The following is a 16227-nucleotide window of genomic DNA, read 5'->3' as shown; positions in this document are numbered from 1 at the left end:
GAGTATAGGGGGTTATATACAGGTGCATAATTTATGGGGAATACAGTGTGCTGTGACGCGTCTCATCGCGCCTCAGCCTTCGATCGCCCTCATGATATCGCTCAATTGCCCCCCGTTCCCTCACGCAGAAGCCTGTTGCGGTTTGCAACTGGACTTGCTCGCGACACGCACGATAATCTGCCTTCATGATCGAAGATCTGACTGCGATCGCTGATGGCATGGACGCTTTGCTTCCCCTGTTTAGGGATGGCGGCAGAATGTCCGGCTTGATCTTGCCGACAGAGCATTGCGCGACGTTCAAGGCTTTGGCCATTGAGGCGAAATCTATCATTGATGGTGAGTTGGGGCACGCCAACGATTACTCGATGAACCTCATCCATGCCGTAAACTCGGGCGCAGGCGGCTTTATTGGTGGCCCTTCGTATGCTTCTGTCCAGGAGGCCTCTGAGATCGTCCGCGCCGCCATTCGGGGTATCCAGCGCAAACGGACGAAGCCTTTGCCGTCATCGCCTGGCGCAAAGCCCTACGTTGATCATGCTCGGATCGTTGCCCTTCAAAACATTGGGGCGAGCAGATGGGACTTTGCACGGCTCGTCGAACTCTGCCGGGAAATCAACATTGCCGCCGCGAACCGATGCCACATGTCCACGGCAATGCTTTTGCGCACCATCCTGAACCACGTCCCTCCGGTCCTTGGCTTTGCCACGTTTGCGGAAGTCGCGAGCAACTATGGCGGGCCGAAGACAAACAAGTCGTTCAAGGGCAACATGCAGCGGTTAGAGGGATCGCTCCGCAACATCGCGGACATGCACTTGCACTCGCCGATCCGGCCGCGCGAGGACGTGCCTACAGCCGTGCAGGTAGATTTCACCGCCGATCTGGATGTCCTGCTCGGGGAGGTCATCCGCGTGGCTAAGTCTGCTGAAGCTTGATCTCTCAGCGGCGGACAGGGCAGAACCTTCGCACTCCTGAGCGACCTTAGCAAAACTTAGCAAGCGTAGCCTGGATGAGCGCAGCGACATCCGGGGTTGTTTTTGGTTTACCCCGCATATCGCGGCGCTCATGCGGGCTACTTGCTAGCCGAGATCGGACAAGATAGCTGATGCTGATGACAGCCTATGGCTTGACTGATTGACAGTTCCCGCTAGGGTAGTAGTCAATTACATTGGCCGGTGCCCAATGTGCGCGGGCCCGTTTTATTGCAAAAGATTTGTTACACCGATTGCTCCTAGGGGGAACCTATGGAAACAGCGGATATCGGAAAGCAGTTTGCCCTGCTGGCTCAGGGAGAAGTCGAGAAAATCAAGACCGAAGGCAAGGCCGCTTACGAAGAGTTACTGGCGGACTCGAAGAGATTTGACAGGGAGCAGCGCGAAAAGATCGAGAATCTATTTCTTGCTGCCTCAACGTACCAGAGAGAGCAACGCGAGCTGATCGACAAAAAGCTCGATGCCATTGAGGAAAGGATAAGTAGAGACGCTCGCGGGAAGCTCATGGCGATCGTCACGACCGCGGTCGTAATCGCAGGTGGCGCCGCCATCGCCGGGATTCAATCGGTAAGGAATCAGGTCAACGCGTCAGTTGACGGCGTACATACCGACGTGCGGCAGTTGCAGACTTCAACGATTGCCGCGAGGGACCGGATTGAAAAATCGAGTGGTGATCTGGTTGAAGCCACAAACAAGGTGAGGGCCGCGATCGCTGATCTTGAAACAGCGAAAAAAGGCTACGAAGCAGTTTCCAAGCAAGTTGGCGATGCAAACAAGGAGTATTCAGATCTCTTGAAGGAGGTGAATAAAATCCCGGCGGAAGCCGCAGCTAAGATAAGCAGCGCCAATACAGATCTTGATATTGCGCGAAGAAATTATGAGGCAATCTCCAAGCAACTGGACGACGCTCGAAAGCAATACACTGACCTCCTGAAGCAGGTGAACGCTATCCCTCAGCCGAGATAGCGCTGCCCTGGGCTTGGCGTCTCCGCTCGTTAAGATGGGAATTACGGTGACAGTGCACTCAATTGCACTTCGCCAGCGGCGATTAAGTGCACTGTCACCGTAATTCGGCTTGGTGGATTAAGTATGGACAGAGCGTGCCGGTAAAGCCGAGCGCGTGCGGCCGCAAAGCCAAGGGCGGCTGAATTCCAAGACGCTGCTGCAGACGGTTCGTCTACAGATCGCCTTGCGATGCGTCTTGACGTTTTATGCGTGTTGACTCGTGCAGGCTCCATCGCCTGACGATTGTTCAACGTAAACAGGGGGCCGCTTTAACGGCCCCTGTTTGCTTAACAAGCGTAGCCCGGATGCGCAGCGACATCCGGGGTTATCCCGCTATCGCTGCGCTCATGCGGGCTACTTGCTGTAATCGAGATGAGGCGTTAGCACTTGGGTACACTTACGGAGGGAATTAGGCCCCTCGTAACGGCTATCGCAGCCAAAAAGGTGCCAAAAAACAATACCACCCACATTGGCACGGGCGACCAGTCCCAAAGATGCCATGGAAATCGTTTCGATAATAACCACCATCGTGGCGTTTTTTCTCGTTTGAGGAATTGTTGCCAGCCCTCTGGAGCTTTTCCGCCGGCGATCCAAGGCTCGATTTGCTCCTCGACATATTGGCTCATTTTTTGAACCATCCTGTGTTCCTCGTTCAAGTGAGCGATCATCAAGATTGAGAACAATACAGGCACCCAAAAAAGAACCGGATAGCCAGGGTTTGAAATGGAGTAGCTGTATAATGCGGCAATTCCGATGACGCCCCAGCGACTGTAGTCGAGCCGGTCCTTGAGTTTGGATATCATGTCCTGCCTCAGTGACTTGTATTCCTCGAGATAGAATGTTTCCTCTTTTGACATTTCACTGATCCTCCCTTTGCGCGATACAAAGAGCAGCTCCGAATGTTATGCTTCTTTCGAAGGAGGGGCGACATTTTTTTCAACCTCCGGTAAACACTGGTCGACCACCCCCGACCGCCTCAACCGCATAGGATCACGGGCATCGAAGGTTATTCGAGGCCTGTAGGAATTGCGGTGCAATTACGGTGACAGTGCAGCACTGTCACCGTAATTCCCGACGGGCGCGCCAGGGCGGCCACGCCGCTGGCGCAGGGTGGTTCCCCGTCCTATTCGCGACGGTGAGGCTCAAGCGCGCGGCCAGCATGAGAGCAGGCAGAACCAATGTCCGGCGCAGCCGGCGGCTCCCCCGTGTTCGCCGCGTGGCTGGCGATCCAATCGCGCGGCTTTCCGGCGCTTGGTGCAGCTTTCTATTGCGACATCGGCCGCAACCGACATGGCGGCACTTATTGATCAGAACCGATCCGACCGGCGAGTTTTCGCCCAGCAATGGCGGATTGCGGCGTGGTATTGATGGGCGCGACCGACGATCCGGTCCGGATGCGGAGCGGCATGATCCAGATCCAAGATGGGCGCTCGACAGTCGCCCAAGAAATTCGCCTTGGGCTGGACACTCCTCGGCTGGGCCACCGCGCTCACAAGCCGCTTGTGGAGGACGTCAACAATGAAACGCTGCCTTGCTGCTTTCGCAATCGCCGCCAGCCTGTTCGCACTAGTTGCGCACGCCAACGATGCCTTGGAAGCCAAGGTGCGGGCCTACGTTCCGGTCGTCTCCCTCGCCAAAGTATGTGACCTCAGGATCAATGACGCCACCTTGGGTGACCACCGCGCCATGCTCGAAGCGGCGAAATCCGACCCGAACGCCAACAAACTCGCCTACCGCGTCCATTACGAAACGCAGACGGCCTACATCAAGGCCCGCGACGGAGGTCAACGGGTCGCCTTCTGCAAGGACTTCATCACAGCCAACAGCCAATACGCCAAGGCGCGCTTCACCGCCGTGGTCGAGGGCCACATGAGCGACGTCAGCACCAGTGTGCAGAAAGCGATCGCCCACAACGTCTGCGGTGCGCCCCCTGTCAAGCTGTCCAAGGCCGACTGGAAACCGTACGCGCAAATCAAGAAGATGCTTCAGGCCGAGCAAAAGTTGGCCAGGGAAAACGCCGAGACGAACGGCTGGAACGTCACCGAGGAAACGACGGCGGTCACCGAACAGTTCTGCGCGGCGATAAAAACCCGATGAGGATCACTGCCGCCAAAAGTCCGAGCCCCGCTGATGCATCTTTGCGCGGGATTACGGTGACATTACACAAATTGCACCGGTGGCCGCGTCACAAACTGGGATGACGGGCGGGTCAATTCTGATTTTCCGAAATCGTGTCAAGCCCCGGAATCAAAAATATTCCGCTTCCGCCGCAGGCCAAATCACCGCTATCAATTCGCCCATCCACCCCGGCAAGAGGGGCGTATCGCGATCGTCACGGACGCGGGGTTGGATGCGGTGGACGCAGCGGCGTCGGGCGCGATCGTGGTCGCAGGGCGGGTTCTACCGTGAGTGATCTTACGTTTGCGCAGACGACCGGCGTTTCAAGGCCTTCGCCAGAACCTCAGTCGGCATCTCGTCGATCGGAGTGAAGGTGGAGGCGCTGCGTACGGCGAAGTCGTGTGGTCCTGGCATCCGTGGCTGGTGTCAAGCTGACGGAGGCGCGTCGAGCCCAACCGGATTCGACAAGCCTTTAATCCGGCAGCGATGGAGGCAAGAGGAATTCGTCTCCAGGGAGAGCTCGAAGTAAGCCGTAAAGCCATTGCGCAGGGAATGCCGGAGTGCTCCGGCTGTACCTGTATGCTCGTGTGCGCATCTCTTAGCGCTTATTGCACACGAGACCGCGGGTGCAGCGCGCACCCGGCATTCCCTGCTCCCTCCTTCGCGGGGGAACCAATGCCAGGCCTCGGGCAGATCATGCCGCGAGATCGCGGACTCATATTCCGTCAGGATGGCGGATGTGACAGGGTAATCACGGGTGGCGGCCGTTAAGCTTTCCGCTTAAGACTGTCTCAATCGGCAATAAATATTGAGTATCTGTCGGCCTGCCATTGCCGTTAAGAGACTAGCGGGTTGCGACGCATTTCGTCGATTTGGGGAAATTGAACCGCATGTGCGGCATTGTCGGCATTCTTGGGAAAGCTCCGGTCGCGGAGCTCCTGGTAGACTCACTCAAACGGCTTGAATATCGCGGCTATGATTCCGCAGGCGTCGCCACGCTGGAAGGCGATCACCTCGCGCGCCGCCGCGCCGAAGGCAAGCTGAAGAACCTCGAGAAGCGGCTGGATGCGGAACCGCTGAAGGGGCACACCGGAATCGGGCACACCCGCTGGGCGACGCACGGCAAGCCGACCGAGAATAATGCACACCCGCACGCGACCGATCGCGTCGCCGTCGTTCACAACGGCATCATCGAGAACTTTCGCGAGCTGCGCGAGGCGCTGGAGAAGAAGGGCGCGGTCTTCAAGACCGAAACCGACACCGAAATCGTTCTCCACCTCGTCGATAGTTTTCTCCAGAAGGGCATCAAGCCGGTCGAGGCGGTGAGGGCGGCGCTGTCGGAACTGCGCGGCGCATTCGCGCTCGGGTTCATCTTCTCAGGCGACGACGATCTGATGATCGGCGCCCGCAATGGCCCGCCGCTGGCGATCGGTCACGGCGACGGCGAAATGTATCTGGGGTCGGACGCGATCGCGCTCGGGCCGTTCACCGATACGATCAGCTATCTCGAAGACGGCGACTGGGTGGTGTTGACGCGCAAGGGCGCGACCATTTACGACAAGACCAACGCGATCGTTCACCGCGACGCGGTCAAGCACAGCGCCTCGACCTCGCTGGTCGACAAGGCGAACTACCGCCACTTCATGGCCAAGGAAATCCACGAACAGCCGGAAGTGGTCGGCCACACGCTGGCACGTTACATCGACATGGCGAGCGAGCGCGTCATGTTGCCGGTCAAGCTGCCGTTCGACTTCAAGGACATCCAGCGCATTTCGATTACGGCCTGCGGCACTGCGAACTATGCCGGCTATGTCGCCAAATACTGGTTCGAACGGCTGGCGCGCATTCCGGTCGAAATCGATATCGCCTCCGAATTCCGCTATCGCGAGGCTCCCCTGCGCAAGGGCGATCTCGCGATCTTCATTTCGCAATCCGGCGAGACCGCTGACACGCTGGCCGCGCTGCGCTACGCCAAGGCTGAGGGCGTTCACACCCTGTCGGTCGTGAACGTGCCGACTTCGACGATCGCGCGCGAAAGCGAAACCGTGCTGCAGACGCTGGCCGGTCCCGAAATCGGCGTCGCCTCGACCAAGGCGTTCACCTGCCAGTTGATGGTGCTCGCCTCGCTCGCGGTTGCGGCCGGCAAGGCGCGCGGCGAATTGTCGGACGAAGATGAGACCAAGCTCGTCCACGGCCTCGTCGAGATTCCGCGGCTGATGGCGGCGGCGCTGACGTTGGAACCGCAGATCGAAAAGCTGGCGCGCGACATCTCGAAATCGAAGGACGTGCTCTATCTCGGCCGCGGCACCAGCTACCCGATGGCGCTGGAAGGCGCGCTGAAGCTGAAGGAAATTTCCTACATCCACGCCGAGGGCTATGCCGCCGGCGAACTCAAGCACGGGCCGATCGCGCTGATCGACGAGAATATGCCGGTGGTGGTGATCGCGCCGTTCGACCGGGTGTTCGAGAAGACGGTCTCCAACATGCAGGAAGTCGCGGCCCGCGGCGGTAACATCATTCTGATGACCGATGCCAAGGGCGCGGCGGAAGCCACCGTCGACTCCCTGGTCACGATCGTGCTGCCCGACATGGCGTCGGCGTTCACCCCGATGGTCTACGCCATCCCGGTGCAACTCCTAGCCTATCATACCGCCGTGGTGATGGGCACCGACGTGGATCAGCCGCGAAATCTCGCGAAATCGGTAACGGTCGAATAGTCAAGACCATCCGCTGTCACGCTGGCCCTTCAAAAACCTGCTAGGATGGCTTAGCTGGCATAGGCGCGATCAGCAAAAGTGGGACCCCGGTTTTGCGTCCGGTCGCGCCCGAATGTCGAATTCGGCCGCCCTGACCTGGAACCACGATGAACCGCGAAGAACTGCCCCCGCCCGCGTCCCCGGAGGAACCCCTGCCGGAGGCGCACCACGCCGGGCTAATGGCCCGTTTCCGGAACTATTTTCTGACCGGACTGATTGTCGCAGGGCCGGTCGCGATCACGCTCTATTTGACCTGGTGGTTCGTCAACTGGGTCGACAACCTGGTTCGGCCGTTCGTGCCGACGGTCTACCGTCCCGAAACCTACCTGCCGTTCGGCTTGCCGGGGTCGGGACTGATCGTCGCGGTGATCGCGTTGACGCTGCTTGGTTTCCTGACCGCCAATTTGATCGGGCGGACGCTGGTCGACCTCGGCGAGCGGCTGCTCGGCCGCATGCCGGTGGTGCGCGCGATCTATCGCGGCCTGAAGCAGGTGTTCGAGACGCTGTTCTCGGGCAAGGGGTCGAGCTTTCGCAAGGTCGGCCTGGTCGAGTTTCCCTCGCCCGGCATGTGGTCGATCGTTTTGATCTCGCAGTCGCCGAGTGAGAACGTGGCGAGCCAGCTTCCCGGCCAGGAGGAGCACATCTCGGTGTTCCTGCCCTGCGCGCCGAACCCGACCACGGGTTTCTTTTTCTACGTCCCGAAGAGCAAGATCATCGAAGTCGATATGACGACCGAGGACGCCGCGACGCTGATCATGTCGGCCGGCGTGGTGCAGCCCGGCTCCGATCAACAGAAGCGCAACGGCGCGCTGGCCGGCATGGCGAACGCGGCGCGCGTGGCGAATTCGGCTGCCGGGCTGAAGCCGGCTCCCGCGAAGGCGAAGGTGGAGTAGGGCGGCGCCGACATCATGACCAAGAAGATCGAAGGCATCATTCCGGTGATGATCACGCCGTTTACCGAAAGCGGCCAGATCGACTATCCCGGCCTCGGCCGGCTGGTGGAATGGTACATCGACAATGGTTCGGACGCGCTGTTTGCGGTCTGCCAGTCCAGCGAGATGCAGTTTCTCACTCTCGACGAACGGGTTGCGCTCGCCGCTTTCGTCAGACAAGCCGCAGCCAGCCATGTCCCGGTGATCGCGTCCGGCCACGTCAGCGAAAGCCTGGACGACCAGCTTGCCGAACTGACCGCGATTGCCGCGACTGGAGTTGACGGCATGGTGCTCGTCACCAACCGGCTCGACGCCAAGCAGGAAGGCGGCAGCAAATTCATCGACGACCTGAGCTGGCTGCTCGATCGGCTGCCGAAGCAAATTCCGCTTGGTCTGTACGAATGCCCGGCGCCCTATCGGCGTCTGCTCACCGACGACGAGCTGACGTTCTGCGCCAACACCGGCCGCTTCGTCATCCTCAAGGATGTGTCCTGCGACCTCGAAACGGTGAAGCGCCGCGTGACGCTGACCCGGGGCACGCCGCTTGCCATCGTCAATGCCAATGCGGCGATTGCCTTTGAGGCAATGAAGGCCGGCTCACGCGGGTTTACCGGCGTATTCACGAACTTTCATCCCGATCTCTACAAGTGGCTGATGACCGAGCATGCCTATCATCCGGCGCTGGCGGACGAGCTTTCCGTCTACCTCGCGCTATCGGCCATGGCGGAACCGATGGGCTACCCGAAGCTTGCCAAGCTCTATCACCAGCGCCTCGGCACGTTCTCCTGCACCGACAGCCGCGCCGTCACCTTCGATATCCGCGAGAAATTCTGGGCTCTGGATGCGCTGCTCGATAAGATCGTCGAGGGCGCCGAGCACTACCGGACTCGCATCGCCACGGTTGCGAGTTATCCCGCGCCGATCAGCGGCACCGCTTCATCGCGCTCATACAGATAGAGCAGACAGCGCAGCGCCTCGCCGCGCTCGCCCTTGAGCTTCGGATTGTCCTTCATGATGCGCAGCGCTTCGTCGCGCGCCTGCGTGATGAGCTGGCCGTGCACGTCGGAGCGGGCGATGCGATAGCCGGGCAGGCCGCTCTGGCGGATGCCGAGCACGTCGCCTTCGCCGCGCAGTTTGAGATCCTCCTCCGCAATCCTGAAGCCGTCGGTGGTCTCCCGGATCACCTTCAGCCGCGCCGCCGACATCTCACCGAGCGGCTCCTTGTAGAGCAACAGGCAGGTCGAGGACTCCGATCCGCGGCCGATCCGGCCGCGGAGCTGGTGCAATTGCGCGAGCCCGAAACGTTCGGCGTTTTCGATCACCATGATCGTGGCTGCGGGGACGTCGACGCCGACCTCGACCACGGTGGTGGCAACCAGGAGCCCGATCTCGTGGGCGGCGAACTGCGCCATCACACGATCCTTATCCGGACCCTTCATCTGCCCATGCACCAGCCCGACGCGGTCGCCGAAGCGCTTCTGCAGCCGCTCGAAACGCTCGGTGGCGTTGGTGAGATGTTCGGTGCCCTCGGCCTCGGATTCCTCGACCAGCGGACAGATCCAGTAAACCAGCTTGCCTGATTTCAGCGCGCGGCCGACGGCATCGACGACTTCATCGAGGCGGCTGGCCGGAACCGCGCGGGTGTCGATCGGCTGGCGGCCAGCCGGTTTCTCGCGCAACTCGGAGACGTCCATGTCGCCGAAATAGGTGAGTACCAGCGTGCGGGGGATCGGCGTTGCGCTCAAGACCAGCACGTCGACGGCCTCGCCCTTGTTGGTGAGCGCGAGCCGTTCGCGCACGCCGAAGCGATGCTGCTCGTCGACCACCGCGAGCGCCAGCGCCTTGAAGATCACGTCGTCCTGGATCAGCGCGTGGGTGCCGACCAGAAAGTCGATTTCGCCGGCTTCGAGCCGCGCCAGAATTTCACGCCGCTCCTTGCCTTTTTCGCGGCCGGTCAGGATCGCCACACGAAGACCTGCGCGCTCGGCCAGCGGCGCGATTGTCTTGATATGCTGGCGCGCGAGGATTTCGGTCGGCGCCATCAGCGCGGCCTGCTTGCCGGCCTCGGTGACGGCGGCCGCGGCGAGCAGCGCCACCACCGTCTTGCCGGACCCGACGTCGCCCTGCAGCAGCCGCAACATCCGCACCGGCTGGAGCAAATCCTCGGTGATGGCAGCGACCGCCGCGCGCTGCGAGCCGGTGAGCGCGTAGGGCAGCGCATCGATGATCTTGTGGCGCAGGTGACCGTCGCCGGCGTTGCGGTCGCCGGCCGGACGCCGCAATTGCGCGCGAACCAGCGCCAGTGCCAGTTGGCCGGCGAGCAGTTCGTCGAAGGCGAGCCGTGACCAGAACGGGCCGTCAGGCAAAATGTCCGTGAGTTCGACCGGCACATGCACGCGGGTAAGCGCTTGGCGAATCGGCGGAAAGTTGCAGCGGCGGATCACTTCCGGGCTGATCCATTCGGGCAGTTCCGGCAACTTCTGCAGCGCCTGCGCGATCGCCCGGCGCAGCGAACCCAGCGCGAGGCCTTCGGTCAGGGGATAGACCGGATCGATACCGCTGAGTTTTGCAAATCCCGCTTCGTCGACGACGCGGTCGGGATGCACGATCTGCGGGATGCCGTCATACATCTGCAGCGTGCCGGAAACGTAGCGCTTCTCGCCGACCGGCAGCAGCTTTTCGACATAGCCGGGCTTGGCGCGAAAAAACGTCAGCACCACGTCGCCCGTATCGTCAGAGGCATAGACGAGGTAGGGCGCCCGGGCATTGCGCGGCGGGGGCGGCCGGTGACGGTCGATGGTGACCTCCAGCGTCACCACGGTTCCCGGTACAGCCTCGCGGATTTTCGGCCGTGCCCGGCGGTCGATCACGCTGGCCGGGAGATGCAGCAAGAGATCGACCAGCCGCGGGGTCTCGTCGCGGCTGAGCAGATAGCGCAGCAGCTTGTCCTGCTTCGGCCCGACGCCAGGCAGGCTCGTAACCGGCGCAAACAAGGGATTGAGCAGGGCGGGGCGCATCAGGTCTCTCGTCGCACATAGCGCATCCATCACTCTTCAAAAGATGATGGATTGCCGGGTCAAGCCCGGCAATGACGACGTAGTGGTAATTCACGGAACTGTTGGGGCTGACATTCGTCATCTCGACCGCTATATCAACCCCGCCCGGCACGTCCGGGCGTTTGGCGTTCGGATGGGACCAGGGAAATGACGGGTACGACACGATCGAGCGGTGGCCTCGATGACCGCCGCAAGCGGCTTTTATTTCGCTGCTGGCATCGCGGCACCCGTGAGATGGACCTCATCCTCGGGCGCTTTGCCGATGCCGAGATATCGGGCATGCGCGATGACGAGTTGACCGAGCTGGAGCGCCTGATCGAGGTGCCCGATCCCGACCTCTATGCCGCGCTGACCGGCGACAAGCCACTCGATCCGGAATATGCGACCGCGCTGTTCGACCGTATCAAGGTGTTTCGCGCCGTGGATCACCACGCGTGAAGGCGCCCGTCAAATCGCCCGCCGCGCTGTTGGCACCCGGCCGCGCACTGACGTTTGCCAATGTCGCCGAGGGCGCGGAGGGGCTTGTCGTCTCCGACCTCGCGCGTGCGGTCGCGGCCAAGCCGAAACCGCCGGCGGTCAGCCTTGCCGTGGTCTGCCGCGATGGTCCGCGCATGCAACAACTGGCACGGGCGCTGGAATTTTTCGCCCCTGATTTGCCCGTGATGCAGTTTCCGGCCTGGGACTGCCAGCCGTATGACCGGGTGTCGCCGCATGGCGGCATCCTGGCGCAGCGGCTGACGACGCTGGCGCGGCTATCGCGCCTGCAGGGCAGCGACAAGCCACTGATCGTGCTGACGACGGTCAACGCCATCGTGCAGCGCGTGCCCGCGCGCGAGGTGGTAGCGGCGCAGGCGCTGTCGGTCGCGCCCGGCCATGTCGTACCGATGGATTCGATCGTCGCCTGGCTGGAGCACAATGGCTACAACCGCTCCTCGACCGTGCGCGAGCCCGGTGAGTACGCCGTGCGCGGCGGCATCCTCGATCTGTTTCCGGCCGGGCTCGACCAGCCGGTGCGGTTCGACTTCTTCGGCGACTCCCTCGAATCGATCCGCACCTTCGATGCGGAAACCCAGCGCACGCTGCTCGACATGCGCGCGCTCGACCTGGTGCCGATCTCGGAATTCCAGCTCGTCACCGAAACCATCCGCCGCTTTCGCATGGGCTATGTCGCAGCCTTCGGCGCGCCCGAGCGCGACGATCCGCTCTATGAGGCCGTCAGTGAGGGCCGCCGCCATCCTGGCATGGAGCACTGGCTGCCGCTGTTCCAGGAGCGGATGGATACGCTGTTCGATTATCTCGACGGTGCGCCGATCGCGATCGAACAGCAAGGCGAGGACGCCGCACGCGAACGCTTCAAGCAGATCGCGGACTATTACGAGGCCAGGCGCGAGGCGCTGGAGCATCCCGGATCGGGTGCGATCTACAAGCCGTTACCTCCGGATCGGCTCTATCTGACGGAAGCGGAGTGGACGACGCGGCTGAGCGACGCCGCGATGGCGCGGCTGACGCCGTTTGCCGTGCCTGAGGGCACTGACGACTTATTCGACGCCGGCGCGAGGCAGGGCCGCAATTTCACGCCCGAGCGGGCCGACACTTCCGTCAACGTGTTCGAAGCCGTCGTGGCGCATGTGCTGGCATTGCAGGCGCAGCGCAAGAAGGTGGTGATCGCGCTGTGGAGCGAAGGCTCGCGCGACCGCATGGCCAGCATGCTGCGGGACCACAAGCTCGCCAATATCACCACCGTCAACGCCTGGCGTACCGTGCAGGCGACGCCGCGCAACGAGGCCATGCTGGCGGTGGTCGGCATGGAGAGCGGTTTCGAGACCGACGAATTCGCCGTCATCAGCGAGCAGGACATCCTCGGCGACCGCCTGGTGCGCCAGCGCAAATCAAGCCGCAAGCTCGACAATTTCATCTCGGAAGTCACGAGCCTTTCGACCGGCGATCTCGTGGTGCACGTCGAGCACGGCATCGGGCGCTTTGTCGGCTTGCAGACGATCGAGGTGGGCGGAGCGCCGCACGACTGTCTCGAACTGCATTATGCCGCTGAAACAAAGCTGTTCCTGCCGGTCGAGAACATCGAGCTGTTGTCGCGGTACGGCTCTGACCACACCAATGTCGAATTGGACCGGCTGGGTGGCGGCGGTTGGCAGGCGCGCAAGGCCAAGCTGAAGAACCGGATCCGCGAGATTGCCGGCGAACTGATCAAGATCGCAGCCGAGCGGCAACTGCACGAAGCGCCGAAAATGCCGGTGCAGCCGCATGTCTATGACGAATTCTGTGCGCGCTTCCCTTATGAGGAGACCGAGGATCAGCTTGGCGCCATCACATCCACGCTGAAAGACCTTGAAACTGGCCGTCCCATGGACCGGCTGATTTGCGGCGACGTCGGCTTCGGCAAGACTGAGGTGGCGTTGCGCGCGGCATTCGCGGTCGCGCTCGAAGGCAAGCAGGTCGCCGTCGTCGTGCCGACCACGCTGCTCGCCCGTCAGCACAGCAAGAATTTTGCCGAACGCTTCAGAGGTTTCCCAGTCAATGTCGCGCAGGCGTCCCGGCTGATCCCGGCCAAGGAGCTGACGCAGGTCAAGAAGGGGCTTGCCGAAGGCAATGTCGACATCGTGGTCGGCACCCATGCGCTGCTCGGCAAGTCGATCAAGTTCCGCGATCTGGGCCTTTTGATTGTCGACGAGGAGCAGCACTTTGGCGTCAGCCACAAGGAAAAGCTGAAACAGTTGCGGGCGCAGGTGCATGTCTTGACGCTGAGCGCGACGCCCATCCCGCGGACGCTGCAGCTTGCGCTGACCGGCGTGCGCGATCTTTCGATTATCGCGTCACCCCCGGTCGATCGCCTCGCGGTGCGCACCTTCGTGGCGCCGCACGATCCCCTGATGATCCGCGAGGCGCTGCTGCGCGAGCGCTACCGCGGCGGGCAGGCGTTCTACGTCGTGCCGCGGATCGAGGACCTTGCCGGCGTCAAGGACTTCCTCGACAAGAACGTGCCGGAGATGAAGGTCGCGGTTGCGCATGGCCAGATGCCGCCGACCGTGATCGAGGACATCATATCGGCCTTCTATGACGGCAAGTACGACATCCTGCTTTCGACCACCATCATCGAGTCCGGCCTCGACATCCCGAACGCCAATACGCTGATCGTGCATCGCGCCGACATGTTCGGGCTTGCGCAGCTCTATCAGTTGCGCGGGCGGGTGGGGCGCTCGAAGCTGCGCGCTTACGCGCTGTTCACGCTGCCGGCGCAGCAGAAGATTACAGCCCAGGCCGAGCGGCGGCTTAAGGTGCTGCAGTCGCTGGAAACACTGGGCGCGGGCTTTCAGCTCGCATCTCACGACCTCGACATCCGCGGCGCCGGCAATCTGCTCGGAGAAGAACAATCCGGCCACATCAAGGAAGTCGGCTTCGAGCTCTATCAATCGATGCTGGAGGAGGCGATCCTCAACCTCAAGGCCGGCGTGGCTGAACCCGCCGCCGATCGCTGGTCGCCGCAGATCACCATCGGCATGCCGGTGCTAATCCCCGAGGATTACGTCAACGATCTTTCGGTGCGGCTGTCGCTGTACCGTCGGCTCGCCGATCTCGACACCGACGAGGAGATCGACAATTTTGCCGCCGAGATGCGCGACCGTTTCGGCGTGCTGCCGGACGAGGTTCGCTATCTCTTCAAGGTCGCGGCCATCAAGGCCTACTGCCGCCGCGCCAATGTCGAGAAAGTCGACGCCGGTCCGAAGGGCGCCGTGATCTCGTTCCGCGACAACAGCTTTGCCCAGCCGGATCGCCTCGTCGCCTTTATCCGTCAGCACGGCCAGGCCGCGAAGGTGCGGCCGGATATGAAGGTGGTGTTCCTGCAGCAATGGAAGACTCCTGAGGAGCGGCTGATGGGTACGACCGAGATCTTGCGGCAGCTCGCCAATCTCGCGGAGAGCAAAAAGGCGGCGTGAAACGCGTCGATCCCTCCCCGTCATTGCGAGGAGCAAAGCGACGAAGCAATCCATACCCACCGTATATGCGGAGAGATGGATTGCTTCGCTTCGCTCGCAATGACGGGGATAGATATGGTGCTCTAAGACGCTGCCCGTTGCGCGTCTTCCTGCAGCCGTGACCGCAGCGATTTCACGGAATCGTTCGGCAGCAGCGTTGCGACCGTCACGGTTGGCTCCGACCGTGCGTCGCGCTGGCCGTGGCTGGTATGGCGCATCACGCTCGACAGCCGCCGTGCGATGGCGTGAGCCGACTTCAGGTCGGCTTCGGCAAACACCACGACAACCGAACCGTCGTCCTGGGCGGCGCCGAAATCCATTTGTCGCATCAGGCGGCTGATAATCCGCGCGCCGTCGAATTGCGCGCGGGGGTGTGCGGGATCGAACGCAAAGCGCGCCACCGACAATCCGCCGCCGCGTTGCTGGGTCTGGTAGATGGCGCTGGCAAAGTCGCGCTCGAAGGCCTCCGGGGTGAGCAGACCGGTCCGCGCGTCGATCAGGCCGTCGGCGTCGATGGCCTTCAGCGTGCGGCTCAGATGCGCTTCAAAGGCGTGCTGGCGGATCAGCGGCAGCCCAATCGCTGCCACCTGGACGGCGTCGCCGGAGACGATCTCGAGGTTTGGCAAATCATAGGCCGGCGCCAGATCGCCCGCCGCCACGACGACGGGAAGATTGCGGAAACGGGCGTCCTCGGTCAGCACGGTGAGGAAGGCATCGACCACGCGCAGGCTGAATCCTTCGCCGAGCACGATGCCGTCGATGTCCCTGACGTTGAGATGCTTCGCTGCCGCTTCGATCGAAAGCGCCCCGACCACGCCGGTGCGCTCGCCAAGCGCGACCGACAGCGCCGGATAGGCAGCGCCGCGGCCGATCAGCAGCACGGTAGCGTCGCGCGCCGGATCGATATGCGACAACGCCATCGGCGTTGCCGGCACCAGCCGGCGCATCACGGTCGCATGCAACGACCGCACGCGCAGCGCGGCACGCAGGCGAGCCGCCAGCCGGTCGGAGCCGCCTTGCTGGGCGTTCGGGACTTGGCTCTGAAAAAAGGGAATGACGTTGTCCGGAACAGGGTTCTGCGGGTCGATCGCGATCAGCGGCAGATAGGGCTGTCGCGCCGCGACCCGCACGGCCAGCTCCGCCAGTCCGGCTGCATTGGTGCCGGAGGTTTCGGCCAGCACGGCCGCCGGTTGCACCTGCTCGACCGCGCGCGCCGCATCCGTCCACCCGCTCTCGACCACCGGAAACAGTCGCGCGACATCGAGCGTGGCGGCAAAGGAAGGCGGTTTCGCCGTCGATACGACGAGGATCGGACCTTGCTGGGACATCTGAGAACTCGGATCAGGCGGGCAATAGGAAGCTGCGATCCTAGTTTGCCG

General features: G+C 62.1%; 12 protein-coding genes. 9 read left to right on the top strand and 3 right to left on the bottom strand.

The genetic code is table 11. The annotated features are described in order from the left end of the window. The first annotated feature begins 185 nt into the window (after positions 1 to 185). Both V1290_RS02000 and V1290_RS01995 read left to right on the top strand, forming a co-directional pair. Positions 186 to 932, top strand: coding sequence for a hypothetical protein (locus V1290_RS02000; RefSeq protein WP_334362754.1), 747 nt, complete (start codon positions 186 to 188; stop codon positions 930 to 932). 309 nt (positions 933 to 1241) lie between these two features. Next, a complete protein-coding gene (locus V1290_RS01995) occupies positions 1242 to 1955 on the top strand; it encodes a hypothetical protein (RefSeq protein WP_334362753.1) in 714 nt (237 codons plus the stop codon). Positions 1956 to 2374: 419 nt separating this feature from the next. Here V1290_RS01995 and V1290_RS01990 read toward each other — a convergent pair whose 3' ends face one another. Next, a complete protein-coding gene (locus V1290_RS01990) occupies positions 2375 to 2851 on the bottom strand; it encodes a hypothetical protein (protein ID WP_334362752.1) in 477 nt (158 codons plus the stop codon). Positions 2852 to 3172: 321 nt separating this feature from the next. Here V1290_RS01990 and V1290_RS01985 point away from each other — a divergent pair, with 321 nt between their 5' ends. The 5 genes from V1290_RS01985 to V1290_RS01965 all read left to right on the top strand — a co-directional run bounded on the left by V1290_RS01985 (position 3173) and on the right by V1290_RS01965 (position 8757). Continuing rightward, positions 3173 to 3301: a hypothetical protein gene (locus tag V1290_RS01985; RefSeq protein ID WP_334362751.1), complete on the top strand. Its 129-nt coding sequence runs from the start codon at positions 3173 to 3175 to the stop codon at positions 3299 to 3301. A gap of 211 nt (positions 3302 to 3512) precedes the next feature. Continuing rightward, positions 3513 to 4091, top strand: coding sequence for a hypothetical protein (locus tag V1290_RS01980; protein WP_334362749.1), 579 nt, complete (start codon positions 3513 to 3515; stop codon positions 4089 to 4091). 911 nt (positions 4092 to 5002) lie between these two features. After that, positions 5003 to 6829, top strand: coding sequence for a glutamine--fructose-6-phosphate transaminase (isomerizing) (gene glmS / locus V1290_RS01975; RefSeq protein WP_334362748.1), 1827 nt, complete (start codon positions 5003 to 5005; stop codon positions 6827 to 6829). Positions 6830 to 6975: 146 nt separating this feature from the next. After that, entirely contained in the window at positions 6976 to 7761 is a 786-nt protein-coding gene (locus V1290_RS01970) for a DUF502 domain-containing protein (RefSeq protein WP_334362747.1), read from the top strand. A 15-nt stretch (positions 7762 to 7776) separates the two neighbouring features. Continuing rightward, positions 7777 to 8757, top strand: coding sequence for a dihydrodipicolinate synthase family protein (locus V1290_RS01965; RefSeq protein WP_334362746.1), 981 nt, complete (start codon positions 7777 to 7779; stop codon positions 8755 to 8757). Here V1290_RS01965 and recG read toward each other — a convergent pair. Next, on the bottom strand, positions 8709 to 10817 hold the full coding sequence (gene recG / locus V1290_RS01960) for an ATP-dependent DNA helicase RecG (RefSeq protein WP_334362745.1): 2109 nt from the start codon (positions 10815 to 10817) through the stop codon (positions 8709 to 8711). The genes V1290_RS01965 and recG overlap by 49 nt on opposite strands. Positions 10818 to 11003: 186 nt before the next feature. Here recG and V1290_RS01955 point away from each other — a divergent pair, with 186 nt between their 5' ends. After that, positions 11004 to 11294, top strand: coding sequence for an FAD assembly factor SdhE (locus V1290_RS01955; protein WP_334362744.1), 291 nt, complete (start codon positions 11004 to 11006; stop codon positions 11292 to 11294). Then, positions 11291 to 14809, top strand: coding sequence for a transcription-repair coupling factor (gene mfd, locus V1290_RS01950; RefSeq protein ID WP_334362743.1), 3519 nt, complete (start codon positions 11291 to 11293; stop codon positions 14807 to 14809). The genes V1290_RS01955 and mfd overlap by 4 nt, the downstream gene beginning before the upstream one ends. A 122-nt stretch (positions 14810 to 14931) precedes the next feature. Here mfd and V1290_RS01945 read toward each other — a convergent pair whose 3' ends face one another. Then, complete coding sequence (locus V1290_RS01945) at positions 14932 to 16176, bottom strand: GGDEF domain-containing protein (protein ID WP_334362741.1); 1245 nt, start codon at positions 16174 to 16176, stop codon at positions 14932 to 14934. Between the last annotated feature and the right edge of the window lie 51 nt (positions 16177 to 16227).

Source organism: Bradyrhizobium sp. AZCC 1578, from assembly GCF_036924675.1.
In the GTDB taxonomy this organism is placed as follows: Bacteria; Pseudomonadota; Alphaproteobacteria; order Rhizobiales; family Xanthobacteraceae; genus Bradyrhizobium.
The sequence above is the reverse complement of the archived record's forward strand: the minus strand, read 5'-3'. Positions and strand labels throughout refer to the sequence as shown.

Bases quoted from the DNA above. Each gene is read 5' to 3' on its own strand.
- V1290_RS02000 (WP_334362754.1), top strand. From the start codon at position 186: ATGATCGAAGATCTGACTGCGATCGCTGATGGCATGGACGCTTTGCTT.
- V1290_RS01995 (WP_334362753.1), top strand. From the start codon at position 1,242: ATGGAAACAGCGGATATCGGAAAGCAGTTTGCCCTGCTGGCTCAGGGA.
- V1290_RS01990 (WP_334362752.1), bottom strand. From the start codon at position 2,851: ATGTCAAAAGAGGAAACATTCTATCTCGAGGAATACAAGTCACTGAGG.
- V1290_RS01985 (WP_334362751.1), top strand. From the start codon at position 3,173: ATGTCCGGCGCAGCCGGCGGCTCCCCCGTGTTCGCCGCGTGGCTGGCG.
- V1290_RS01980 (WP_334362749.1), top strand. From the start codon at position 3,513: ATGAAACGCTGCCTTGCTGCTTTCGCAATCGCCGCCAGCCTGTTCGCA.
- glmS (WP_334362748.1), top strand. From the start codon at position 5,003: ATGTGCGGCATTGTCGGCATTCTTGGGAAAGCTCCGGTCGCGGAGCTC.
- V1290_RS01970 (WP_334362747.1), top strand. From the start codon at position 6,976: ATGAACCGCGAAGAACTGCCCCCGCCCGCGTCCCCGGAGGAACCCCTG.
- V1290_RS01965 (WP_334362746.1), top strand. From the start codon at position 7,777: ATGACCAAGAAGATCGAAGGCATCATTCCGGTGATGATCACGCCGTTT.
- recG (WP_334362745.1), bottom strand. From the start codon at position 10,817: ATGCGCCCCGCCCTGCTCAATCCCTTGTTTGCGCCGGTTACGAGCCTG.
- V1290_RS01955 (WP_334362744.1), top strand. From the start codon at position 11,004: ATGACGGGTACGACACGATCGAGCGGTGGCCTCGATGACCGCCGCAAG.
- V1290_RS01945 (WP_334362741.1), bottom strand. From the start codon at position 16,176: ATGTCCCAGCAAGGTCCGATCCTCGTCGTATCGACGGCGAAACCGCCT.